The organism is Clostridium sp. LBM24168 (assembly GCF_052953915.1).
This window is the reverse complement of record NZ_CP196861.1, coordinates 2765940-2789101: the sequence shown is the minus strand read 5'-3', so window position 1 is coordinate 2789101 and position 23162 is coordinate 2765940. Positions and strand designations below refer to the sequence as shown.

The following is a 23162-nucleotide window of genomic DNA, read 5'->3' as shown; positions in this document are numbered from 1 at the left end:
TCTATAATGGCATTATTCTAGAAATTTTGTTGTTTTTAAAATCCAGATATCTTTGAAGAGGACTTGAAATATGGTACTATAATGATAATAGTTCATAATATATTTGAAAAATACTAGTCTTATAAAGAAAATTAAAATAAGCCAAACTTTGAGTAAATATGAATTTTAATACTGAACATGTAAGTTTTTAAGTTAAATGATTAGTTGTCAATAATAATTTTAATATATGAGAAAATAGGAGAAAAATTGAGATATATTAGGGCTTAATGATTATAACTTGAAATTTGGGATAATATAAGAGTTGAATAAAGTAGCATATAATAATATTATTTAACTAAAGTCAAAGAAAGTCAAAGTAATGTCGTTAATATTAAGAGGGTGATGTGGTGGCAAGATTATCTGATATAATAGAGAAATTTATAAAACAGATGATGGAAAGTAATGATGAATCTCAACTGCAAATTAGAAGAAATGAATTGGCTAACCATTTTAGTTGTGCTCCTTCTCAAATAAATTATGTTTTAACTACCAGGTTTACTGTAGATAAAGGTTACTATATAGAAAGTAGAAGAGGAGGTGGTGGGTGTATAATAATAAGAAGATTTGCGTGCAATAGTAATAAAAATCTATTTGACATTATAATTGAAAAGATTGGTGATAGTATAACATATAATGCTGCTTCACAGGTTATAGATGGAATATTCGAAGCTGATATTATTAATGAAAGAGAAGCTAACATATTAAAAATGGTTATGAATGATAGAACTTTTAATGATTATGTAGAAAATAAAAATAAACTTAGAGCTTCTATACTTAAATCTACTATGATGGTAATTTTTGATGAAAACTAAGTATATTTATATATAGAACATAAGTTTTAATAGAACATGGGGTGATAGGATACTATGTTGTGTGATATATGTAAAAAAAATGAGGCTACTGTCCATATAACTAAGATAGTGAATGGTATTAAACAAGATCTTAATCTATGTGAGAAATGTGCTGTTGAAAATGGTGAATTAAGTTTTGTACCTAAAATAAATTTTGTAGCTCCATTTAGTTTCCAAAATATTTTAAGCGGAATTATGGATTATATGAATAATGCAAATGAAGATACGGGAAATTTTGATATAACATGTAAAAACTGTGGTACTTCTTATAGAGAGTTTAAGAAAAGTGGATTTGTAGGTTGCAGTGAATGTTATAAAGAATTCTCAAATATATTGCAACCTGTAATTAAAAGAGTACAGGCAAATTTAGAGCATACGGGCAAAATTCCTAAAAGGGCTGGAAAAGAAATTATAGAGAGAAGAAACCTTGTAAAATTAAAAGAGGACTTACAGAAATCTATAGCCTTAGAAAAATATGAAGATGCTGCCAATATAAGAGACAAAATAAAGGAACTTCAGAGTAAAGATCATGATAAGAAGGGGGAATAGGGTATGGACAATTGGATAATAGATCCCAAAGGAAATAATAAAGATTTAGTTATAAGCAGTAGAGTAAGACTTGCTAGAAACTTATCCAGAATACCTTTTCCTCATAAATTAAGTGAAGAACAAAGCAGAAAACTAATAGAACGTGTAGATAAAGCTTTTTATACAAATGATTGTACTAAAAATGAGTTTACTACAAATTATCTATGGGAAAAAAGTGAAAATGAAAGGGAAATATTTTTAGAAAAACATCTTATAAGTAAAAATTTGATAGAAAATGGTAATAAGGCCGCATTTATATTAAATAAAAATCAGACGATAAGTATAATGTTAAATGAAGAAGACCATATTAGAATTCAATGTATAACAGCAGGATTAAATTTGGAAGAGGTATATAATATAAGTGACAATATAGATAATCTTTTAGAAGAGAATTTAGAATATGCTTTTGATGAAAAGCTAGGTTATCTAACTACTTGCCCAACAAATTTAGGAACAGGATTGAGAATGTCTGTTATGGTTCATCTTCCTGCTATATCATTAAATAATCAAATAAATGGACTTTTAAATGCATTAAGTCAGGTTGGGATGACTATTAGAGGTTTATATGGTGAAGGATCTAAGGCATTAAGTAATGTATATCAGATTTCAAATCAGGTAACTCTTGGACGTAGTGAAGAAGAAATAATGACTAATTTAAAGGCCCTTGTGTCCCAGATAATAAATGAAGAAAAATTAGCTAGAGAAAATCTTATAAAGAATTCAAGATATGAATTAGAGGATAGAATATATAGGGCTCTTGGTATTTTGAGATATGCAGAGCTTTTAAGTACAAATGAATGTTTAAAGCTTTTATCCTATATAAGGTTAGGAGTTGAAATGGGAATAATTAAAGATATAAGTAAAGCCGTGCTGAATAGTCTTCTGGTTGAAATACAGCCAGCTACAATACAACAAAATTATGATAAAATTCTATCTAGTAGAGAAAGAGACTTTAATAGAGCGAAACTAGTAAGAAATAAATTGGCAAAAATTACAGCCAAATAAAAGGAAGGTGAATATATTATGATGTTCGGAAGATTTACAGAAAGAGCACAAAAAGTAATTATATATGCCCAGGAAGAAGCTCAATCTCTTAAACACGGTTATGTGGGAACAGAGCATATTTTATTGGGAATATTAAGGGAAGATGGGATATCTAAAAGCCTTTTAAACAATATGAATATTACGGCTGAAAATGTGAAGGCCCTTATAGAAGAATATGAAGGGAAGGGGGAAATAGAACTATACAATAATGAAATACCTCTTACTCCTAGAACTAAAAGACTTTTGGAATTGAGTCTATTTGAGGCAAGAAATTTGAATCACAATTATATAAGTCCAGAGCATATACTTCTTGCACTTATAAGAGAAGCTGAAGGAGTTGCATTTACTATCTTGAACAATCTTGGTGCAGATTTTAATAAACTTAGGAAAGAATTAACCAATTCGTTATCTGGAGAACAGTCAGCAAATCTTAATGGTGGTAAAAAAGGTGTTGGAGAACCAACCCCAACTTTAGATCAGTTTGGCCGTGATCTAACAGATATGGCTAAGGAAGGAAAACTTGATCCAGTAATAGGAAGAGAGAAAGAAACACAGAGAGTACTTGAGATATTAAGTAGAAGAACAAAAAACAATCCTTGCTTGATAGGAGATCCTGGTGTAGGTAAAACGGCTATAGCTGAAGGATTAGCTGAAAAAATAGTTTCATCTAACATACCTGAGCTTTTAAGGGGGAAAAGAGTTGTAACTCTTGATCTTTCTTCAATGATTGCTGGATCCAAGTATAGAGGTGAGTTTGAAGAAAGACTTAAAAAAGTAATGGAGGAAATAAGAAAATCTGGCAATGTAATATTATTTATAGATGAAATTCATACGATAATCGGTGCTGGTGCAGCTGAAGGAGCTATTGATGCATCCAATATACTTAAGCCAGCTTTGGCTAGAGGTGAAATACAGTGTATTGGTGCAACTACTATAGATGAATATAGAAAATATATAGAGAAGGATTCTGCACTTGAGAGAAGATTTCAGCCTATAATGGTAGGTGAACCTACAAAAGAAGAAGCTGTACTTATATTAAAGGGGCTCAGAGATAAATATGAAGCACACCATAGAGTGAAAATAACAGACGAATCAATTGATGCTGCAGTGAATATGTCAGATAGATATATAACTGATAGGTATCTTCCTGACAAAGCTATAGATCTTATTGATGAAGCATGTGCTAAGATTAGAATACAGAACTTGATCGCACCTCCAGATGTAAAAAAGATAGAAACAGATCTTGAAAAAATAACCAAGGAAAAAGAAGATTCAATAAGGGTTCAAGATTTTGAAAAGGCAGCTAAGCTCAGAGATAAGGAAAAAGCTTTAAAAGATAAACTTCAAGGTATGAAAACTGATTGGAAAACTGAAAAGCAGGTATCTACTTTAAAAGTTACAAAAGAGCATATTGCATCTGTGGTATCGCAATGGACTAATATACCGGTTCAAAAATTAACGGAAAGGGAATCAGAAAAACTCCTTAAACTTGAGGATATACTCCATAAAAGGGTTATAGGACAGGAGGATGCAGTAAAATCTATATCTAGAGCAGTGAGAAGAGCAAGAGTTGGATTAAAGGATCCAAATAGACCTATAGGCTCATTCATTTTTCTTGGACCTACTGGAGTAGGAAAAACAGAGCTTTCTAAAGCATTAGCAGAAGCTATGTTTGGCGATGAGAACAATATGATAAGAATCGATATGTCAGAGTATATGGAAAAGCATACGGTATCAAGGCTAATTGGATCCCCTCCAGGATATGTAGGCTATGATGAAGGCGGGCAACTAACTGAGAAAGTAAGAAGAAACCCATATTCTGTAGTATTATTTGATGAAATAGAAAAAGCTCATCCAGAGATATTCAATGTATTACTTCAGATACTAGAAGATGGAAGATTGACAGATGGAAAGGGCAAAACTGTAAACTTCAAGAATACCATAGTAATAATGACATCCAATGTTGGGGCTTCTACTATAAAAAAACAAAAATCCATGGGATTTGCTTCTGGTAATAAAGAAAGTAATAGAGAAAGTGACTACGAAACAATGAAGGATAATATAATGGAAGAATTGAAAAACTCTTTTAGACCAGAATTTTTAAATAGAATTGATGATATTATAGTATTTAGAAAGCTTGAAAAAGAAGACTTAAAAAAGATAGTGAGACTTATGTTAAAAGAAGTTTCTTCAAGATTGAAAGAGCAGAATATAGAGATTGATTTTACAGAGGATGCGGAAGATCATTTGACTAAAGAGGGCTTTGATATAAATTATGGAGCAAGACCACTTAGAAGGGCTATTACTAAAACTGTGGAAGATAAACTTTCAGAAGAAATGCTAAAGGGAAATGTTAAAAGAGGAGATAAAGTAAAAGTAAGTTTAAATAAGGATGAGTTGGAATTCAGTAAAGTAGAATAGATTTTGTAATACCCCATACCTTTTATAGTATGGGGTGTATTATTAATTTAAAAAGTTATATGAATTACTGCAAAAGTTAAAGCTTATAATGTATAATTATTGTTATATGGAGGAGATTACAAAGTGACAAAAATAAAAACTGTTTTTATTTGCCAAAACTGTGGATATGAATCATTAAAATGGTTGGGAAAATGCCCTAATTGTAATAAGTGGAATAGTATGGTTGAAGAAATTAAGAATACAGACAAAAAAAATGATTCTAGTGATTATTATGGTATTGGTGGGAATAGTGAACCTAGAAATATTAATAATATAAAATCTGGTGAATATGCAAGGTTTGATACTGGGATAAATGAGTTAAATAGAGTATTAGGAGGAGGGATTGTTAGAGGGTCTCTCACTCTTATATCAGGTGCTCCGGGTATAGGCAAGTCTACGTTGCTCCTTCAGACGGCAAATAATATTGCAAAAAAGTATGGAAAGGTTCTTTATATCTCAGGAGAAGAGTCAGAGGAACAGATAAAAATGAGAGGGGATAGACTGGATACCTTATCAGATAATATCTATGTGCTTTCAGAAACAAACTTGAGAAAAATAGAAGAGCATATAGAAAATATCAAGCCTATATTTGTTATAATAGATTCTATACAAACGATGTTTAAAGATACTATAGGATCAGCTCCTGGAAGTGTATCTCAAGTTAGGGAAAATTCTAACGATATTATGCGTATAGGAAAAATAAATGACATATCTTTTTTTATAGTGGCACATATTACAAAACAAGGAGAGTTAGCAGGACCCAGAGTGCTAGAGCATATGGTAGATACAGTTCTTTTCTTTGAAGGTGAAAGAAATGAAGAATTTAGAATTCTTAGAACTGTAAAAAATAGGTTTGGAACCACAAGTGAAATTGGAGTGTTTGAGATGAAAGAAAATGGGCTTTCAGAAATATCGAATCCGTCTGAAATATTTTTGGAAGAGAGAAATTTTCAGCAAGAAGGCTCTGTGGTTATTGGTATTATGGAGGGAACAAGACCGATACTTATAGAGATACAGGCATTAGTGAGCCAAACTAAAGCTGTAATGCCAAGGAGAACTGCTGTAGGTATTGATAATTCACGATTGAATCTCATTTTAGCTGTACTTGAAAAAAAACTTAAAATTCCTTTTTACAATTGTGATGTTTATGTTAATGTAGTTGGTGGGCTCGAACTAGAGGGTACATTTGCAGATTTAGGGCTTGCACTTTCACTTATTTCCAGTGCAAAATCTTCAGAAATAAGGCTAAAAAATCTCCTTGTTGTTGGAGAAGTTGGACTTACGGGGGAGGTACGACCTGTATCATTTTGTGATAGAATTGTACATGAAGCTAAGAAGATGGGTTTTAAAAATATATTAATCCCAAACAGAAACAAAGAAAAAATAGATGACAGTGAGATAAATATTATGGGTGTGTCTTCCCTTAAAGAGGCATTAAATAAAGTCTTTTGATTTAAGGTGATAACTTTGAGAATAGAAAAAAATAGAGAATTAAAAAGTATGCTTAAACTTCTGGCTCCAGGTACACAGCTTAGAGATGGCCTTGAGAACATACTCAGGGCAAAAACTGGAGGACTTTTGCTTCTAGGAGACAGTGAGCAAATATTAAAGGTTGTGGATGGAGGATTTACTATAAATTCTGATTATAGTCCTTCATATGTTTATGAACTTGCGAAAATGGATGGGGCCATAGTTTTGAGCAGTGATTTGAAAAAGATATTATGTGCAAATGCACAACTTATTCCCGATTCAAGTATTGTTACGTCTGAGACTGGAACAAGGCATAGGACTGCAGATCGAGTGGCTAAACAAACAGGTGCTATAGTAATTGCAATTTCTCAGAGAAGAAATATAATAACTATATATAAGGGTTATATAAAATATGTATTAAGAGACAGCAGTATAATATTAGCCAGAGCGAATCAGGCTCTTCAGACGTTAGAAAAATATGTTTCTGTATTAGAAAGAGTTGTAAATAATTTAAATATATTGGAATTTCAGGATCTGGTTACATTGTTTGATGTTATGACGGCTATCCAAAGAACTGAAATGGTAATGAGGATAGTGTCTGAAATTGATATATATATATGTGAACTTGGAAATGAAGGAAGGCTTATATCCATGCAGTTAAATGAATTGATAAAGGACATTGAACAGGATGGAATATGGATGATAAGAGATTATTGCCAAAAAGATATTGATTATGATGAAATCTATAAGCAAATACAAGGAATGTCTCAAGATGAATTGCTCAATTTAGATTGTATCTCAAAAACGTTGGGTTATACAGGTGTACCACTTGTAGATACCTTAATATCACCAAGAGGATATAGAATGTTAAATAAGATACCTAGAATACCAACTAATGTAATAGAAAATCTTGTAAAGAATTTTAGAGAATTAAAAGGTGCTACAGAGGCTTCCTATGAAGAATTAGATAATGTTGAAGGAATTGGAGAAGCAAGAGCAAGAGCCATCAAAAATGGACTTAGGAGGTTGAGAGAACAGATGCTGGTAGATGATAATTTTAGCACAAAATAACATTATATAATTATTTTGTGCATAATTTCATCTGAAAGAATATTTACCTAGAGTATTTATTTTGTCATATTCTTTTAATAATATATCGTATAAATTTAGATTTAATATATTACATAAAGAAGTTAAATAGAAAAGATTATTACCTATTTCATTTGTAATAATTTCTCTGCAATTATTACATAAATCACCGTCTAAGTGAGTTTCTAAACAATTCTTTAGAGTTTCTATGTCAAAATCATTTTTAACAGAAGGTGTATGCTGTTTTTGAGCAGAAATTTTTATACATCCGCAATTTGTGACTGATTTTGCTATTGCCCTATTTATTCTTCCATTTGATTCCTGAAGTTTAGTTATTATATCTAAAATACTTTTATGTCTTAGTAATGATTCATTAACTGCATTTTGAAAATCATCAAAGATTATATCTTTCATTCAATTCAACTCCTTATTTAGAATTAACATATCGTCTATAAATTAATTATAATTTTCATAAGATAATTTTGTCAATAAAGTATGTTGTTATTTCATTTTATAAATATATGATAATCTAATTATGAGATAATGAACAGGGGGATTATTTATAAACTTTTATTTAAGCATTAGGCGAGACGTTTTGATTAAAATAGGAAATTTAGTAAATAATTTATTAAAAAGGTGAAGTCTTATTGAAAAAAATGTTTTGTTAATATATATTGGTATTAGCAATATATTAGTAATAGCGGCGCAATTAAGGAATAAATTTTATAAGGAGGTGAGTCTATTGCTAAAAAAAATATTAAGAGGACTTTTCACAATAATAGGCTTGATAATTGGATACTTGTTGGGAGAAGCTGTAATTCACAGTCATTACTTTAGCAAATTGGAATATTTAAGTAATGGTCCTGTAGGTACAGCATTGTTTTTAATTATAATAACGGCAATTTTTGGAATTATATTATTTTTAATATCACCATGGATTAATTTACTTATAATGAAAATTATGGATTATATTGAAAGAAGCCTTCAAAAACTTCCCGCAGTTGAGATATTAATTGGACTTGTTGGTGCACTTTTAGGTCTGCTGATATCTGCCCTGTTTGTAAGTTTGTTAGCAAGAATACCAGTTATAGGAACAATACTTGCAGTAGTGGTAGCTATACTTATGGCTGCGTTGGGAGGTAATCTTGCAATAAAGAAAAAAGAAGAACTTATAAGTTTATTTAGCAATATATCTATTAAGAGGTCTCAAAATACTAGAGATAGGAAGAATAAAAGTGAATTTAGTGGTGTGTGCCCTAAGGTTCTCGATACATCTGTAATAATTGATGGAAGAATATTTGATATATGTCAGACGGGCTTTATAGAGGGACCACTAATAATTCCAACTTTTGTACTAGCAGAACTTAGGCATATAGCTGATTCCTCAGATAGTTTAAAAAGAACAAGGGGAAGAAGGGGACTTGATGTATTGAATAAAATACAGAAAGAATTAAATATAGATGTGAAAATATATGAAAAAGATTTTCCAGATATAAAAGAAGTTGATAGTAAACTTTTAAAACTTTCACAGGTATTAAAGGGAAAAGTTATAACCAACGATTATAATTTGAATAAAGTAGCAGAATTTCAAGGTGTGCCAGTTTTAAATATAAATGAACTTGCAAATGCAGTTAAACCAGTTGTTCTCCCTGGTGAAGAAATGAAAGTACAGATAATTAAAGATGGCAAGGAATCAGGTCAGGGAATAGCTTATCTTGATGATGGTACCATGATAGTTATAGAGGGAGGAAGAAAATATATAGGAAATACAAAGGATGTAATTGTAACTTCTGTATTACAAACAGCAGCAGGAAGAATGATATTTGCAAAACAAAAAGAGGAGTTTTAATATGGAAGGAAACTATGCTATTATAGTAGCGGCAGGAAGAGGAAGTAGGATGCATGCTAATATAAACAAGCAGTTTATAAATATAGGTGGGAAACCAATGCTGTATTATTCTATAGATACATTTTCTAAAAATAGGTTTATTAATGGAATAATATTGGTTTGTGCGAAAGATGAGATTGAATATTGTAGGCATGAGATAGTTGAGAAATATAACTTCGTAAAAGTCTTGAATATTGTGGAAGGCGGAATCGAGCGTCAAAATTCAGTCTTAAATGGACTTAATGCTTTAAAAAATTATAAATGTAATATAGTACTGATCCATGATGGAGCGAGACCTTTTGTTACGGATAAAATAATAAATGATGGTATAAAATTTTCTAAGCTCTATAGTGCTTGCGCTTGTGGCATAGGATCTAAGGATACTATAAAGGTTAAAAATGAAGAAGGATTTTCTGTAAATACATTGAATAGGGAAAAACTTGTATTGGTTCAGACACCTCAATGTTTTGCTTATGATCTTATTTTGAATTGTCACAAAAAAATTTTGGAGGAAGGTCTGAAAGTTACGGATGATGCCATGGTAGTCGAACATTATGAAAACAAGGTATATTTATATAAAGGAAGTTGTAATAATATAAAAATAACCACACCTAATGATTTAAATATTGCTGAAATGATAGCCAAAAGTTTTATATAAGGTTAAATCTAAGTTCCCTTGTCAAATATATGTGATGAGGGATTTACTTTAAACAAAAAATTTATAAACCTTATATGAGATATAATAATATGATAAAATGAATAATGACTATATATTAAAATTAAAACTGAATAGGAAGTGCAAATGTATATGAAAATTTATAATACTATGTCTAATAAAAAAGAGGAATTTATACCTTTAGTTCCCGGAGAAGTTAGCATGTATGTATGTGGACCTACAGTATATAACTTTTTCCACATAGGAAATGCAAGAACTTTTGTAGTATTTGATACAGTAAGAAGATATTTTGAATATAGGGGATATAAAGTTAAATTTGTACAGAATTTTACTGATATTGATGATAAAATGATTAAAAAAGCAAATGAGGAAGCTATAACAGTAGAGCAGCTTGGAGATAAATTTATAAAAGAATATTATAAGGATGCAGATGCTCTGAGCATAAAAAGAGCCACAGCTAATCCAAGAGCTACAGCTTATATTGACCAGATAATTTCATTTGTAAAAGATCTGATAGATAGAGAATATGCATATGAGATAGATGGAGATGTATATTTTAGTACTAAGAAATTTAAGGAGTATGGAAAGTTATCTGGACAGAATATTGAAGAACTTCAAGCTGGTTCGAGAATAGATATAGATGAAAGGAAAAAGGATCCTATGGATTTTGCAGTATGGAAGAGTCAAAAACCTGGTGAGCCCGCATGGAAGAGTCCATGGGGGATGGGAAGACCAGGATGGCATATAGAGTGCTCTTGTATGGTGTATAACTTATTTGGCGATACTATAGATATTCATGCAGGGGGATCTGATTTGACTTTTCCCCATCATGAAAATGAAATAGCACAAAGCGAAAGTAGAACAGGTAGGACTTTTGCAAAGTATTGGATGCATTCTGCATTTGTAAATGTCAATAATCAGAAGATGTCAAAATCACTTAATAATTTTTTTACAGTAAGAGAAATACTTAAAAATTATAATTCTGATGTAATAAGAATGTTTATGTTATCTGGACACTACAGGACCCAGATAAATTTTAGTTTAGAACTTTTAGACTCTACAAAATCGGCTTTAGATAGATTGTATAATTCTATTACAAATTTGGAAAATCTTTTAAAAGAGACTTTAGTGAAAGATTTAACTGAGGTTGAAAAAGATTATAAAAATGAGTTGGATACATATAGAGACAGATATATAGAAAAGATGGATGATGATTTCAATACAGCTGATGCTATATCTGTTATATTTGATTTAATAAAGAACATAAATATTAATGTAAATAGCAAATCATCAAAACAGTTAATAAGCTATTGTTTAAACATTATTAGAGAACTTGGCAAACCTCTTGGAATTTTACAGAGATCCCAAAAAGTATATATTAAAAATGATATACAAAAATTAATAGAACAAAGACAGCAGGCGAGAAAAGATAAAAACTGGAAATTGGCAGATAAAATAAGAGATGAATTAAAAGAAAATGGAATAGTTCTTGAAGATACATCTCAGGGAGTGAGATGGAAAAGAATATAAATGGAAAAATTTTTATTTAATGACACATTTACTGAAAATGAAGTGAAAAATTTAAATCCACTTGTTTTGGCATTTATAGGTGATTCAGTATATGAAGTTTTTATAAGATCATATTTAGTTGTTAAGAATAGAGATATGTCAGTTCATAAACTTCATGTGAAAGCTATAAAATTTGTAAAGGCACACTCACAAAGTGAGATCATAAAGCAGCTATTTAATGAACTTTCAGATGAGGAACTATATTTTTTTAAGAGAGGTAGAAATGCAAAGTCTGGAACCATTCCAAAGAATGCAGATGTTCAGGAATATAGATTTGCTACTGGTTTTGAAACTCTAGTTGGATATTTATATTTAACTAAAAAAATGGATAGATTAAGATATCTACTGGATATTATAATTCATTTAAAGATTTGAAAGGGAGTTGAAACTTCATAACATGAAAAATAGTGGATTTAAAGATAATTTTACAGAGAATATAATAGAAGGAAGAAATGCAGTTATTGAAGCATTGAGATCTGGTAAAACAATTGAACAAATTTTTGTTTCAAATGGTGAAATTACGGGGTCAATAAATAAAATACTTGCAATAGCTAGAGAAAAAAAGCTTGTAATAAAAAAAGTAGATAAAAAAAAGTTAGATCAAATTTCATATACGGGAGCTCATCAAGGCATAATTGCAAGGGTTACTCCTTATAAATACTGTGAACTTGAAGATATATTTCAATATTCACTACGAAAAAAAGAAAAACCTTTTATAGTAATACTGGACGAAATAGAAGATCCACATAATTTTGGTTCCATAATTAGAACTGCTGAGGTATTTGGAGCCCATGGAATAATTATACCAAAAAGGCGCAATGTGGGAATTACACCTGCAGTATATAAATCATCGGCTGGAGCAGTGGAACATATGAGAATATGTAAAGTAACAAATTTAAGTTTAACTATTGATAAATTAAAAAAGAATGGTATATGGATATATGGTGCAGATATGGGAGGTAAAGAGTATTGCTTTAATACGGATTTGACAGGAAGTCTTGCTTTAGTTATAGGAAGTGAAGGAAAAGGAATTTCAAGGTTAATTAAGGAAAAATGTGATATACTTGTAAAAATACCTATGGTAGGGAGTATAACATCATTAAATGCTTCAATGGCAGGGGGAATAATAATGTATGAAATTTTAAAACAGAAAATAAAAGAGAGTAAAAATTGAGAAATATTTTTGTAGATGGATATAATGTAATAAATAGCTGGCCCGTATTGAAACAAACAAAAAATTATAACTTTGAATTGGCGAGACAGCATCTTGTAGAACTTCTTACCAATTATGCTGCTTTTAAAGGATATAAGATATTTATAATTTTTGATGCACAATTAGTTGCCGGGAATATGGAAAAAAAAGAAAAGATTAGTGAAAACGTGACTATAGTATTTACTAAAGAAGGAGAAACTGCAGATGCATATATAGAAAAAACTGTAAATAATATAGGCCGTAAAAATGAAGTATTTGTAGTAACATCAGATCGATTGGAACAGCAGCTTGTTTTTCAAAGAGGAGCAGTTAGGGTGTCTTCATTAGAATTTTATAAGGAAGTCGAAGCTATAAATCACAGGATTCATAGTAAAATTGAGGTTAATTATTCTGATAAAAAGCATGCATTAGAGGATAGAATAGATAAGAAAATACTAGATGAATTAGAAAAAATTAGAAGAAGTGAATAAAATCTATTGACTATGAATTTATTTCTAATGTATAATCAATATGTGGTGTATATTTGTTTTGGGGGGATAGGCTTGGATAATAGGGGTTATATTAGTAAAGAAATTTCCTCCTTTAAAGAAAATTTGGATGAGGAAGTAGTTGTTGAAGCTAAAAAGGGGAATAAAAGGGCTCAGGAATACTTGATTAATAAATATGAGAACTTTGTTAAATCCAAAGCAAAGTCCTATTTTTTAATTGGGGCAGACAAAGAAGATATATATCAAGAAGGAATGATTGGATTATATAAGGCTATAAGAGACTTTAAAGCGGACAAGTTGTCATCTTTTAAAGCATTTGCGGAATTATGTATAACACGTCAAATAATAACGGCTATAAAGACTGCTACAAGACAGAAGCATATTCCACTAAATACATATGTTTCTTTGAATAAACCTATATATGATGAAGAATCTGATAGAACTTTGCTAGATGTTTTGTCAGAAGCGAAAGTAGCTGATCCTGAAGAACTTATAATAAGTAGGGAGGAACTAAATCATATACAAAGGGAAATAGGTGGTGTACTTTCTGACTTGGAGATGGAAGTACTTATGTCATATTTGGATGGTAAATCTTATCAGGAAATTGCATGCGATCTGGATAGGCATGCTAAGTCTATAGATAATGCTCTACAGAGAGTCAAACGAAAATTGGAAAAATGTTTAATCCACAAATAAATTTATATTGACAAAGAAATGCATATGTATTAAAATTGATAATCGGTATGTAGCTTATAGTTAATATAATTGTAGGCGGGAGTAGTTCAGTGGTAGAACACTAGCTTCCCAAGCTAGTTGTCGCGGGTTCAATCCCCGTCTCCCGCTCCAGCTTAGATTGCCCATGTAGCTCAGTTGGTAGAGCGTCACCTTGGTAAGGTGGAGGTCACCAGTTCAATCCTGGTCATGGGCTCCAATAGAATGTAATTATGTAAGTGAGGTTACAACACACCAGGCTGAGTTTACTCAATTAAGACTTTGAACAAACGAGGAGGAAGAAATAAAATGTCAAAAGAGAAGTTTGAGAGAACAAAACCACATGTAAACATAGGAACAATAGGACACGTAGACCATGGTAAGACAACACTGACGGCAGCAATAACGACAGTGTTGGCAAAAGAGGGGAAAGCAGCAGCAACAAAGTATGATGAAATAGATAAGGCACCAGAAGAGAAAGAAAGAGGAATAACAATAAATACAGCACACGTAGAGTATGAGACAGACAAGAGACACTATGCACATGTAGACTGTCCTGGACATGCAGATTATGTAAAGAACATGATAACAGGAGCAGCACAGATGGATGGAGCAATCTTGGTAGTAAGTGCAGCAGATGGTCCAATGCCGCAGACAAGAGAGCATATACTTCTGGCAAGCAGAGTAGGAGTACAGTATATAGTAGTATTTTTGAATAAGTCAGATCAGGTAGATGACCCTGAATTAATAGAATTGGTAGAGATGGAAGTAAGGGAATTGTTGAGTGAGTATGGATTTCCTGGAGATGATGTTCCAATAATAGTAGGTAGTGCATTGAAGGTACTGGAAAATCCAGATGATCCAGAAGCAACAAAGTGTATACATGAGCTTATGGATGCAGTAGACAATTATATACCAACACCGGAAAGACCAATAGATAAGCCATTCTTGATGCCAATAGAGGATATATTCACAATAACAGGAAGAGGAACAGTTGCAACAGGAAGAGTAGAGACAGGAGTACTTAAAATAGGAGACGAACTTGAGATAGTAGGGCTTAGTGAAGAGAAGAAGAAGACAGTATGTACAGGAGTGGAAATGTTCAGAAAGCTTCTTGACCAGGCAATGGCAGGAGATAACATAGGAGTATTGCTAAGAGGAATACAGAGGGAAGAAGTAGAGAGAGGCCAGGTATTGTCAAAACCGGGAACAGTACATCCTCACAAGAAATTTGTAGGTCAGGTTTATGTATTGAAGAAGGAAGAGGGAGGAAGACATACTCCATTTTTCAATGGATACAGACCACAGTTTTATTTCAGAACAACAGATGTAACAGGATCAATAGCACTTCCAGAGGGAGTAGAGATGGTAATGCCAGGAGACCACATAGATATGAATGTGGAACTTATAACACCGGTAGCAATGCATGAAGGACTGAGATTTGCAATAAGAGAAGGCGGAAGAACAGTTGGTTCAGGTGTAGTTACTAAAATTGTAGAGTAATTTTCAGGGAAGTAAGGACTGGTTTCTTGGATCCAGTCCTTTTCAAAATGGATATAGAATTATTTTGCATTGACATAAAAACTAGGCTATGATAAAGTATATAAGTAATGCATAATTTTAGAATTATTAGAATACATATGGTTTAGTTATTTATAGATTCTAAAAAAATATGAACTTTTATTAACTGCGCGGTGTTGTCAATCATGGTTATAAACTATATGAAGTTTTAAATGCTTTATTTATGTAATGTAATATATTAAATTTCCTTCTCTGTGGAGGTAATTGACATACATCAACGATACTAGGAGGTGTGATGGCAGTGAGAGTAAAAATAACCTTAGCATGTACGGATTGTAAGCAAAGAAATTATAGTACAATTAAAAATAAAAAGAATAACCCTGACAGACTAGAAATGAAAAAGTATTGCCCATTTTGCCATAAACATACAATTCATAAGGAAACAAAGTAAAATAATATGGGTAATATAAATGAAATATTTCAAGGATGTGAGTATAATGGCAACAAGCAATAATAAAAAATCTAAAAAAAATGCAGTTTCATATAGTGAGAATTCCAACTTTTTCACGGATTTAATTGGAGAATTTAATAGAATAACTTGGGCATCAAAAGATAATGTAAAAAAGGCATCTATATCTGTTATTGCATTTTGTGCTGTGTATGTCGTTATTGTTGGAATATTGGATTTCGGATTCAATTTTATAGTTCAAAACATATTGAAATAATAATAAAAAGGAGGTAGGGACTGGAAATTTTTTGTCCCTAGGATTATGGCAGATAAAGCTAGATGGTATGTAGTTCATACATATTCTGGTTATGAGAATAAGGTTAAGGCTAACCTTGAAAAAACCATAGAAAATAGAAACCTCTATGATTGGATAGATGATGTTCAAGTTCCTATGGAAGAGCAGGTTGAAATTAAAGATGGAAAGAAAAAGATAACCCTCAAAAAAGTTTTCCCAGGATATGTTTTAATACACATGGTTATGAGTGATGATTCTTGGTATATAGTTAGAAATACTAGAGGTGTTACAGGTTTCGTTGGACCAGGATCTAAGCCTGTTCCACTTACGGATGAAGAAGTTAGAACCATGGGAATAAATGAAAAACCTGTAAATGTAGATGTATCAGTAGGAGAAAATGTAAAAGTTAAATCCGGTCCTCTTGAGAATTTTTCAGCTGTTATCCAGGAAATCAATACTGAAAAGAAAAAGATTAAGGCATTAGTTAACATGTTTGGCAGGGAAACTCCTGTTGAACTTGATTTTAATCAAATAGAAAAATTAGACTAGGGAGGTGTTATTATGGCTAAAAAAGTAGTAGGGATGATAAAACTTCAACTTCCTGCAGGAAAGGCAAGTCCAGCACCACCAGTTGGTCCAGCACTTGGACAGCATGGTGTAAACATTATGGGATTTTGTAAAGAATTTAATGCTAAAACTAATAATCAAGCTGGCTTGATAATTCCAGTGGTAATTACTGTATATCAGGATAGGTCATTCAGTTTTATATTGAAGACTCCACCGGCAGCGGTATTACTTAAAAAAGCAGCAGGAATTGAAAGTGGTTCTGGGGTACCAAATAAGACAAAAGTTGCTAAAGTGACAAAAGAACAAGTTAAGCAAATAGCAGAGACAAAAATGCCAGATTTAAATGCAGCATCAATAGAAGCTGCTATGAGAATGGTGGCTGGTACAGCAAGAAGCATGGGAATAACTGTAGAAGAATAGTATGAAAATGGTGGGAGGCGAAAGCCGTAGTTACCACGAAGGAGGATTTTAAATGGGAAAGAATTATGTAGAAAGTATTAAGCTTATTGATAAAAATGTATTGTATTCACCAGAAGAAGCTATTGATATAGTTTTAAAAACGGCAAAAGCTAAATTTGATGAAACTATAGAAATTGCATTAAAACTTGGGGTCGATCCAAGACATGCAGATCAACAAGTTAGAGGAGCCGTTGTACTTCCTAATGGAACCGGTAAACAGGTTAGAGTTTTAGTATTTGCAAAAGGTGCTAAAGTTGATGAAGCAAAAGATGCAGGAGCAGATTTTGTTGGAGCAGAAGAATATGTCGAAAAAATTCAAAAAGAGAATTGGTTTGATTTTGATGTAGTTGTTGCAACACCAGATATGATGGGCATTGTAGGTAGATTAGGTAGAGTACTTGGACCAAAGGGTTTAATGCCGAATCCTAAGTCAGGCACTGTAACTTTTGATGTTGCAAAAGCCATAAATGAAATTAAAGCTGGAAAAGTTGAATACAGAGTAGATAAGACTTCCATAATACATGTACCAATAGGAAAAAAATCTTTTGAGTCAAAAAAATTGGTGGAAAATTTTCATGTACTTTTGGATGCTGTTGTAAAGGCAAAGCCATCAGCAGCTAAAGGTCAATATTTAAAATCTGTAGTATTATCAAGTACTATGGGGCCTGGAGTAAAGGTAAATCCAACTAAAGTTTTAGATTAATATTGATATAAATTGGTGATTTTTTTGCCGATTAAGTAAATAAGTAAATATTCCATAGACAGTAGGTGCGTAAGCATAACGGTTATCCAACCTACCCAGGGTTCCGATATAAAAAAGTTTGTTGGTCTCTCTTTGTCTATGGGGGGCCATTTTATAATTGCAGTGTAACTGTGAGGAGGTGTAATACTATGGGAAAAAATAGAGAATTAAAAGAAGCTAAGGTTCAAGAAATAAAAGAAAAAATGGAAAAATCAAAGAGTATAGTATTCTCTAAATATCAAGGATTAACGGTTGAACAAGATACAGAACTTAGGAAGAACCTAAGAGAAGCAGGTGTAGAATATAAGGTTTATAAAAATACATTATCTACATTAGCTGCTAAGAAATTAGGATATGATGATGCAGAGCAAATTCTTAAAGGACCAGTATCAATAGCATTTGGATATGAGGATGCAACTGCACCGGCAAGAGTAATTAATAATTATGCAAAAGATCATAAAATTTTAGAATTAAAGGGTGGAATTGTAGATGGAGAATTTTTTGATGAAGACAAAATTAAAAAACTCGCTACAATACCACCAAGAGAAGTGCTTATTGCGAAGTTACTTGGAAGCTTCAAAGCTCCAGTATCAAAATTTGTGTATTTGTTAGATGCAATATCAAAAGAAAAGGACTCAGCTTCAAAAGAAGCTTAATTAAGGAAAGAAATTTCGGAGGTGTATATTAAAATGAATAAGGAAGAAATCATTCAAGCTATAAAAGATATGAGCGTTTTAGAATTAAATGAATTAGTGAAAGCATGTGAAGAAGAATTTGGCGTAAGTGCAGCAGCTCCAGCAGCAGCTGCAGGCGGAGCTGCTCAAGGAGATGGAGCAGGTGCTGCAGAAAAAACTGAATTCGATGTAGTTTTGAAGGAAGCAGGAGCACAAAAAATAAAAGTTATAAAAGTTGTTAGAGAAGCAACTGGCTTAGGACTAAAAGATGCTAAAGCTTTGGTTGATGGAGCTCCTAAGACAATAAAAGAGGCTGTAAGTAAGGACGATGCAGAAGCTATGAAAGCAAAATTTGAAGAAGTTGGAGCTACGGTAGAATTAAAGTAGTTATAAGATATACTTAAAATTTATAAAGGGACGCTTTGGTTTTGAAGCGTCCCTTTATAAATTTTTAGATAATTATTATAAAAAGTGCTAAATTTTATTGACAAATTTTTGGTATTATGCTAGTATAGTAAATTGCATTGATTAGTTAAGAATCAATATAATAATTGTAAATTAGTATAATTTGAATGAAGTATAAAAAATAGGTTATACTAATTTGATGTTAATGATGAAGAATCCATAAACATATATAGGTGTTTTTGGCTATTTTTAGTTTATGCAAGGGGTGAAAGTCAATGGTACATCCTGTCCAGGTTGGTAAAAGAACTAGAATGAGCTTTTCCAGGCTTAAAGAAATAGGTCATATGCCTAATTTAATTGAAGTACAGTTAGATTCGTATAATTGGTTTTTAAAAGAAGGATTACAGGAAGTATTTGATGATATTAATCCTATTCAAGATTATACAGCAAATCTTAATTTGGAGTTTGTAGGATATAAGCTAGATATGGATAATATTAAATATTCAGTAGAGGATTGTAAGGAAAGAGATGCTACTTATGCAGCACCTTTAAAAGTTAAAGTTAGGCTATTGAATAAAGAAACTGGAGAAGTTAAAGAACAAGAAGTTTTTATGGGAGATTTCCCTCTTATGACGGAACAAGGAACTTTTATAATTAATGGAGCAGAAAGAGTTATAGTAAGTCAGCTTGTAAGATCGCCGGGAGTATATTATGATATGTCTGTTGACAAGACTGGTAAGAAACTTTTTTCATCAACGGTTATTCCTAATAGGGGGGCCTGGTTAGAGTATGAAACTGATTCAAATGATATAATATACGTAAGAATTGATAAAACAAGGAAGCTTCCTATAACTATTTTAGCTAGAGCAATGGGTTATGGTACAGATAGTGAAATTACTGAATTTTTTGGAGAAGATGAGAGATTAAAAGCTACGATTGAGAAGGATAATACTAAAACTCATGAAGAAGCCTTGCTTGAAATTTATAAAAGACTAAGACCGGGAGAACCACCTACAGTAGATAGTGCACAATCACTCATTGACTCTTTGTTTTTTGATGCAAAGAGATATGATCTCTCCAGAGTAGGAAGATATAAGTTTAATAAAAAATTAGCGCTTTATCTTAGAATTGCAAATCAAATAGCAGCGAAAGATATAGTGAATCCACAAACAGGAGAGATATTAGTTCAAAAAGGTGATAGAATTGGCAGAGATAAAGCTGTTGATATACAACAATGTGGTATAAATGTAGTGGATATTCAAATAGAAGATGGAACTTTAAGGATAATAGGTAACAATTTTGTGAATATACATAACTTTGTTGATTTTAATATAGATGATTTGAATATAAAAGAAAGTGTTCATTATCCGATATTAAAAGAAATATTAGATAATTATAATGATGAGGAAAGTATTAAAGACCAGATAAGAAAGCATATGCATGAACTGGTTCCTAAGCATATTGTTAAAGATGACATATATGCTACAATCAGTTATGAATTAGGTTTAGCTGATAATGTGGGTCATACAGATGATATTGATCATCTTGGGAATAGAAGGCTTAGGTCTGTAGGTGAATTGCTTCAAAATCAATTTAGAATAGGTCTTTCAAGAATGGAAAGAGTAGTAAAAGAAAGAATGACTATACAAGATCAGGAAGTAATAACTCCACAAGCGCTTATAAATATAAGGCCTGTAGCAGCATCTATAAAAGAATTTTTTGGGAGTTCCCAGTTGTCACAATTTATGGATCAGACTAATCCATTGTCTGAACTTACACATAAGAGGAGACTTTCAGCGTTGGGACCAGGAGGCTTGTCAAGAGAAAGAGCTGGTTTTGAGGTTAGAGATGTTCATAATTCTCACTATGGTAGAATGTGTCCTATAGAAACTCCAGAAGGACCTAATATAGGCCTAATTAATTCTCTTGCAACTTATGCAAAAGTTAATGAATATGGATTTATTGAAGCACCATACAGAAAAGTAGATAAATCTATTGGTGTAGTGACAAATGAAATTGTGTATATGACTGCAGATGAAGAGGATGAATATTTAATCGGCCAGGCAAATGAACCTCTCGATGAAGAAGGAAAATTTGTTGATAAGAGAGTTACAGTCAGGGATAAGGGTGAAGTTATAGTAGTACCCTGTGAAGACGTTGATTTTATAGATGTTTCCCCAAGACAAATTGTTTCAGTAGCTACGGCTATGATACCTTTTCTTGAAAATGATGATGCAAGCCGTGCTTTGATGGGTTCAAACATGCAAAGGCAGGCTGTACCACTTTTAAAGCCGCAGGCACCTATAGTAGGTACAGGTATTGAGTATAAGGCCGCAGTAGATTCAGGAGTTCTTCCAAAAGCAAGAAATGCGGGTACTGTAGTATATGTAAGTGCAAATGAGGTAAGGGTAAGAAGAGATTCAGATGGTGGTATAGATACTTATAGATTAATTAAATTTAAAAGATCAAACCAGGGAACTTGCATAAATCAAAGGCCTATAGTTGAAAAGGGTGAAAAGGTTGATAAGGGCTCTGTAATTGCAGATGGACCCTCAACGGATTTAGGAGAGATAGCTTTGGGGAAAAATATAAGGATGGGATTTACAACCTGGGAAGGTTATAATTACGAAGATGCCATGCTTATATCTGAAGAACTTGTTAGAGATGATGTATTTACGTCAATCCATATAGAAGAATATGAATCAGAAGCTAGAGATACAAAACTTGGACCAGAAGAAATTACAAGAGATATACCGAATGTTGGTGAAGATGCTCTTAAAGATATAGATGAAAGAGGAATAATAAGAATAGGAGCAGAAGTAAGATCTGGAGATATATTAGTTGGAAAGGTAACTCCGAAAGGTGAGACTGAGCTTACAGCGGAAGAAAGGCTTTTAAGAGCTATATTTGGAGAAAAGGCTAGAGAAGTTAGAGATACATCACTTAGAGTACCTCATGGAGAATATGGAATAATTGTGGATGTAAGAGTATTTACCAGAGAAAATGGAGATGAACTTCCTCCTGGTGTGAATAAACTTGTTAGGTGTTATATAGCTCAAAAAAGAAAGATATCCGTAGGAGATAAAATGTCGGGTAGACATGGTAATAAAGGTGTTATCTCAAGAGTATTACCAGAAGAAGATATGCCATTTTTACCTGATGGGAGGCCGCTTCAGATATGCTTGAATCCGCTTGGAGTTCCTTCACGTATGAATATAGGTCAGGTACTTGAAGTTCATCTTGGATGGGCTGCAAGTAAGCTTGGATGGCATATAGCTACGCCGGTATTTGACGGTGCAAGAGAGGAAGATATTCTGGAATGTCTTCAAAAGGCTGGATATAAGACTCATGGTAAAACTGTATTGTATGATGGAAGGACGGGAGAACCATTTGATAGGCTTGTAACAGTTGGATATATGTATATTTTAAAGTTAGCTCATCTGGTTGATGATAAAATTCATGCTAGATCTACAGGCCCCTATTCACTTGTTACCCAGCAACCTCTTGGAGGTAAAGCTCAGTTTGGTGGCCAGAGATTTGGTGAAATGGAAGTGTGGGCACTCGAAGCATATGGAGCAGCACATACTCTTCAGGAAATACTTACAGTTAAATCAGATGATGTAGTAGGAAGAGTAAAAACTTATGAGGCTATAGTAAAAGGTGAGAATATACCGGAACCAGGAGTGCCAGAATCATTTAAAGTTCTTATAAAGGAACTTCAGGCACTTTGTCTCGATGTCAAGGTGCTTAATGATAATAATGAGGAGATAAAGATAAAAGAATCAGTAGATGATGATGTAGAGGATTTAGGCGTTAATATAGAGGGGAATGAAGATTCGGTTCCTCAGGATCAAAACATTGTAGAAAATGGTATTGGAGATACTAATAATAATGAAGATGATGAATCTGATGATGATTTAAATTTAGATGATCTTGATATAGATGATTTTAGCGATGAACATTAG

Annotated in this window: 23 protein-coding genes, 2 tRNA genes and 1 other annotated feature; of the genes, 24 read left to right on the top strand and 1 reads right to left on the bottom strand. The window is 32.3% G+C overall.

All coding sequences use genetic code 11. From position 1 onward, the window contains the following. The first annotated feature begins 386 nt into the window (after positions 1 to 386). From ACSVC9_RS13855 to disA, 6 genes are all read left to right on the top strand, one after another. Positions 387 to 851 carry a CtsR family transcriptional regulator gene (locus tag ACSVC9_RS13855; RefSeq protein WP_446898038.1) on the top strand — a complete coding sequence of 155 codons (465 nt, stop codon included), beginning with the start codon at positions 387 to 389 and terminating at the stop codon, positions 849 to 851. A 54-nt stretch (positions 852 to 905) separates the two neighbouring features. Next, positions 906 to 1439 (top strand): UvrB/UvrC motif-containing protein, encoded by a 534-nt coding sequence (locus ACSVC9_RS13850; protein ID WP_446898037.1) that lies wholly within the window; start codon positions 906 to 908, stop codon positions 1437 to 1439. Positions 1440 to 1442: 3 nt separating this feature from the next. Next, positions 1443 to 2483 (top strand): protein arginine kinase, encoded by a 1041-nt coding sequence (locus ACSVC9_RS13845; RefSeq protein ID WP_446898036.1) that lies wholly within the window; start codon positions 1443 to 1445, stop codon positions 2481 to 2483. A gap of 18 nt (positions 2484 to 2501) precedes the next feature. Further along, complete coding sequence (locus tag ACSVC9_RS13840) at positions 2502 to 4943, top strand: ATP-dependent Clp protease ATP-binding subunit (RefSeq protein WP_446898035.1); 2442 nt, start codon at positions 2502 to 2504, stop codon at positions 4941 to 4943. Between the two features lie 123 nt (positions 4944 to 5066). Then, a complete protein-coding gene (gene radA, locus ACSVC9_RS13835) occupies positions 5067 to 6434 on the top strand; it encodes a DNA repair protein RadA (RefSeq protein WP_446898034.1) in 1368 nt (455 codons plus the stop codon). 15 nt (positions 6435 to 6449) lie between these two features. Next, on the top strand, positions 6450 to 7523 hold the full coding sequence (disA, locus tag ACSVC9_RS13830) for a DNA integrity scanning diadenylate cyclase DisA (protein ID WP_446898033.1): 1074 nt from the start codon (positions 6450 to 6452) through the stop codon (positions 7521 to 7523). A 27-nt stretch (positions 7524 to 7550) separates the two neighbouring features. On the opposite strand, the gene ACSVC9_RS13825 is transcribed toward disA, so the two are convergent. Continuing rightward, positions 7551 to 7955: a DUF1573 domain-containing protein gene (locus ACSVC9_RS13825; protein WP_446898032.1), complete on the bottom strand. Its 405-nt coding sequence runs from the start codon at positions 7953 to 7955 to the stop codon at positions 7551 to 7553. A 328-nt stretch (positions 7956 to 8283) separates the two neighbouring features. On the opposite strand from ACSVC9_RS13825, the gene ACSVC9_RS13820 reads away from it, so the two are divergent. From ACSVC9_RS13820 to rpoB, 18 genes are all read left to right on the top strand, one after another. Continuing rightward, complete coding sequence (locus tag ACSVC9_RS13820) at positions 8284 to 9390, top strand: PIN domain-containing protein (protein ID WP_446898031.1); 1107 nt, start codon at positions 8284 to 8286, stop codon at positions 9388 to 9390. A 1-nt stretch (position 9391) separates the two neighbouring features. Further along, positions 9392 to 10087, top strand: coding sequence for a 2-C-methyl-D-erythritol 4-phosphate cytidylyltransferase (gene ispD / locus ACSVC9_RS13815; protein ID WP_446898030.1), 696 nt, complete (start codon positions 9392 to 9394; stop codon positions 10085 to 10087). Between the two features lie 150 nt (positions 10088 to 10237). Further along, positions 10238 to 11635, top strand: a complete 1398-nt coding sequence (gene cysS, locus ACSVC9_RS13810; RefSeq protein WP_446898029.1) for a cysteine--tRNA ligase — start codon at positions 10238 to 10240, stop codon at positions 11633 to 11635. Continuing rightward, positions 11636 to 12049 carry a Mini-ribonuclease 3 gene (locus ACSVC9_RS13805; protein ID WP_446898028.1) on the top strand — a complete coding sequence of 138 codons (414 nt, stop codon included), beginning with the start codon at positions 11636 to 11638 and terminating at the stop codon, positions 12047 to 12049. It abuts the gene before it with no gap. A 22-nt stretch (positions 12050 to 12071) separates the two neighbouring features. Then, on the top strand, positions 12072 to 12848 hold the full coding sequence (rlmB, locus tag ACSVC9_RS13800) for a 23S rRNA (guanosine(2251)-2'-O)-methyltransferase RlmB (RefSeq protein WP_446898027.1): 777 nt from the start codon (positions 12072 to 12074) through the stop codon (positions 12846 to 12848). Then, positions 12845 to 13357, top strand: coding sequence for an NYN domain-containing protein (locus ACSVC9_RS13795; protein ID WP_446898026.1), 513 nt, complete (start codon positions 12845 to 12847; stop codon positions 13355 to 13357). The genes rlmB and ACSVC9_RS13795 overlap by 4 nt, the downstream gene beginning before the upstream one ends. A 72-nt stretch (positions 13358 to 13429) precedes the next feature. Beyond that, positions 13430 to 14071: an RNA polymerase sporulation sigma factor SigH gene (gene sigH / locus ACSVC9_RS13790; RefSeq protein WP_446898025.1), complete on the top strand. Its 642-nt coding sequence runs from the start codon at positions 13430 to 13432 to the stop codon at positions 14069 to 14071. Between the two features lie 75 nt (positions 14072 to 14146). Then, a tRNA-Gly gene (locus ACSVC9_RS13785) sits at positions 14147 to 14221 on the top strand. 9 nt (positions 14222 to 14230) lie between these two features. Next, positions 14231 to 14306, top strand: a tRNA-Thr gene (locus ACSVC9_RS13780). A gap of 89 nt (positions 14307 to 14395) precedes the next feature. Then, complete coding sequence (gene tuf, locus ACSVC9_RS13775; protein ID WP_291724456.1) at positions 14396 to 15589, top strand: elongation factor Tu; 1194 nt, start codon at positions 14396 to 14398, stop codon at positions 15587 to 15589. 319 nt (positions 15590 to 15908) lie between these two features. Beyond that, positions 15909 to 16058: a 50S ribosomal protein L33 gene (rpmG, locus tag ACSVC9_RS13770; RefSeq protein ID WP_446899864.1), complete on the top strand. Its 150-nt coding sequence runs from the start codon at positions 15909 to 15911 to the stop codon at positions 16056 to 16058. A 46-nt stretch (positions 16059 to 16104) separates the two neighbouring features. Further along, on the top strand, positions 16105 to 16332 hold the full coding sequence (gene secE, locus ACSVC9_RS13765) for a preprotein translocase subunit SecE (protein WP_446898024.1): 228 nt from the start codon (positions 16105 to 16107) through the stop codon (positions 16330 to 16332). A gap of 45 nt (positions 16333 to 16377) precedes the next feature. Beyond that, complete coding sequence (nusG, locus tag ACSVC9_RS13760) at positions 16378 to 16899, top strand: transcription termination/antitermination protein NusG (protein ID WP_446898023.1); 522 nt, start codon at positions 16378 to 16380, stop codon at positions 16897 to 16899. A gap of 12 nt (positions 16900 to 16911) precedes the next feature. Further along, complete coding sequence (rplK, locus tag ACSVC9_RS13755; protein WP_446898022.1) at positions 16912 to 17337, top strand: 50S ribosomal protein L11; 426 nt, start codon at positions 16912 to 16914, stop codon at positions 17335 to 17337. Positions 17338 to 17389: 52 nt separating this feature from the next. After that, on the top strand, positions 17390 to 18079 hold the full coding sequence (gene rplA, locus ACSVC9_RS13750; protein WP_446898021.1) for a 50S ribosomal protein L1: 690 nt from the start codon (positions 17390 to 17392) through the stop codon (positions 18077 to 18079). Positions 18080 to 18113: 34 nt separating this feature from the next. Further along, positions 18114 to 18243 (top strand) — a sequence feature (ribosomal protein L10 leader region). Between the two features lie 24 nt (positions 18244 to 18267). Further along, positions 18268 to 18774: a 50S ribosomal protein L10 gene (gene rplJ / locus ACSVC9_RS13745; RefSeq protein ID WP_446898020.1), complete on the top strand. Its 507-nt coding sequence runs from the start codon at positions 18268 to 18270 to the stop codon at positions 18772 to 18774. 33 nt (positions 18775 to 18807) lie between these two features. Then, positions 18808 to 19179, top strand: coding sequence for a 50S ribosomal protein L7/L12 (gene rplL / locus ACSVC9_RS13740; protein ID WP_446898019.1), 372 nt, complete (start codon positions 18808 to 18810; stop codon positions 19177 to 19179). 293 nt (positions 19180 to 19472) lie between these two features. Further along, positions 19473 to 23162: a DNA-directed RNA polymerase subunit beta gene (gene rpoB, locus ACSVC9_RS13735; RefSeq protein WP_446898018.1), complete on the top strand. Its 3690-nt coding sequence runs from the start codon at positions 19473 to 19475 to the stop codon at positions 23160 to 23162.

Bases quoted from the DNA above. Each gene is read 5' to 3' on its own strand.
- ACSVC9_RS13850 (WP_446898037.1), top strand. From the start codon at position 906: ATGTTGTGTGATATATGTAAAAAAAATGAGGCTACTGTCCATATAACT.
- rplK (WP_446898022.1), top strand. From the start codon at position 16,912: ATGGCTAAAAAAGTAGTAGGGATGATAAAACTTCAACTTCCTGCAGGA.
- ACSVC9_RS13845 (WP_446898036.1), top strand. From the start codon at position 1,443: ATGGACAATTGGATAATAGATCCCAAAGGAAATAATAAAGATTTAGTT.
- rplA (WP_446898021.1), top strand. From the start codon at position 17,390: ATGGGAAAGAATTATGTAGAAAGTATTAAGCTTATTGATAAAAATGTA.
- cysS (WP_446898029.1), top strand. From the start codon at position 10,238: ATGAAAATTTATAATACTATGTCTAATAAAAAAGAGGAATTTATACCT.
- rpoB (WP_446898018.1), top strand. From the start codon at position 19,473: ATGGTACATCCTGTCCAGGTTGGTAAAAGAACTAGAATGAGCTTTTCC.
- ispD (WP_446898030.1), top strand. From the start codon at position 9,392: ATGGAAGGAAACTATGCTATTATAGTAGCGGCAGGAAGAGGAAGTAGG.
- ACSVC9_RS13840 (WP_446898035.1), top strand. From the start codon at position 2,502: ATGATGTTCGGAAGATTTACAGAAAGAGCACAAAAAGTAATTATATAT.
- rplJ (WP_446898020.1), top strand. From the start codon at position 18,268: ATGGGAAAAAATAGAGAATTAAAAGAAGCTAAGGTTCAAGAAATAAAA.
- secE (WP_446898024.1), top strand. From the start codon at position 16,105: ATGGCAACAAGCAATAATAAAAAATCTAAAAAAAATGCAGTTTCATAT.
- ACSVC9_RS13805 (WP_446898028.1), top strand. From the start codon at position 11,636: ATGGAAAAATTTTTATTTAATGACACATTTACTGAAAATGAAGTGAAA.
- rlmB (WP_446898027.1), top strand. From the start codon at position 12,072: ATGAAAAATAGTGGATTTAAAGATAATTTTACAGAGAATATAATAGAA.
- rplL (WP_446898019.1), top strand. From the start codon at position 18,808: ATGAATAAGGAAGAAATCATTCAAGCTATAAAAGATATGAGCGTTTTA.
- tuf (WP_291724456.1), top strand. From the start codon at position 14,396: ATGTCAAAAGAGAAGTTTGAGAGAACAAAACCACATGTAAACATAGGA.
- ACSVC9_RS13825 (WP_446898032.1), bottom strand. From the start codon at position 7,955: ATGAAAGATATAATCTTTGATGATTTTCAAAATGCAGTTAATGAATCA.
- nusG (WP_446898023.1), top strand. From the start codon at position 16,378: ATGGCAGATAAAGCTAGATGGTATGTAGTTCATACATATTCTGGTTAT.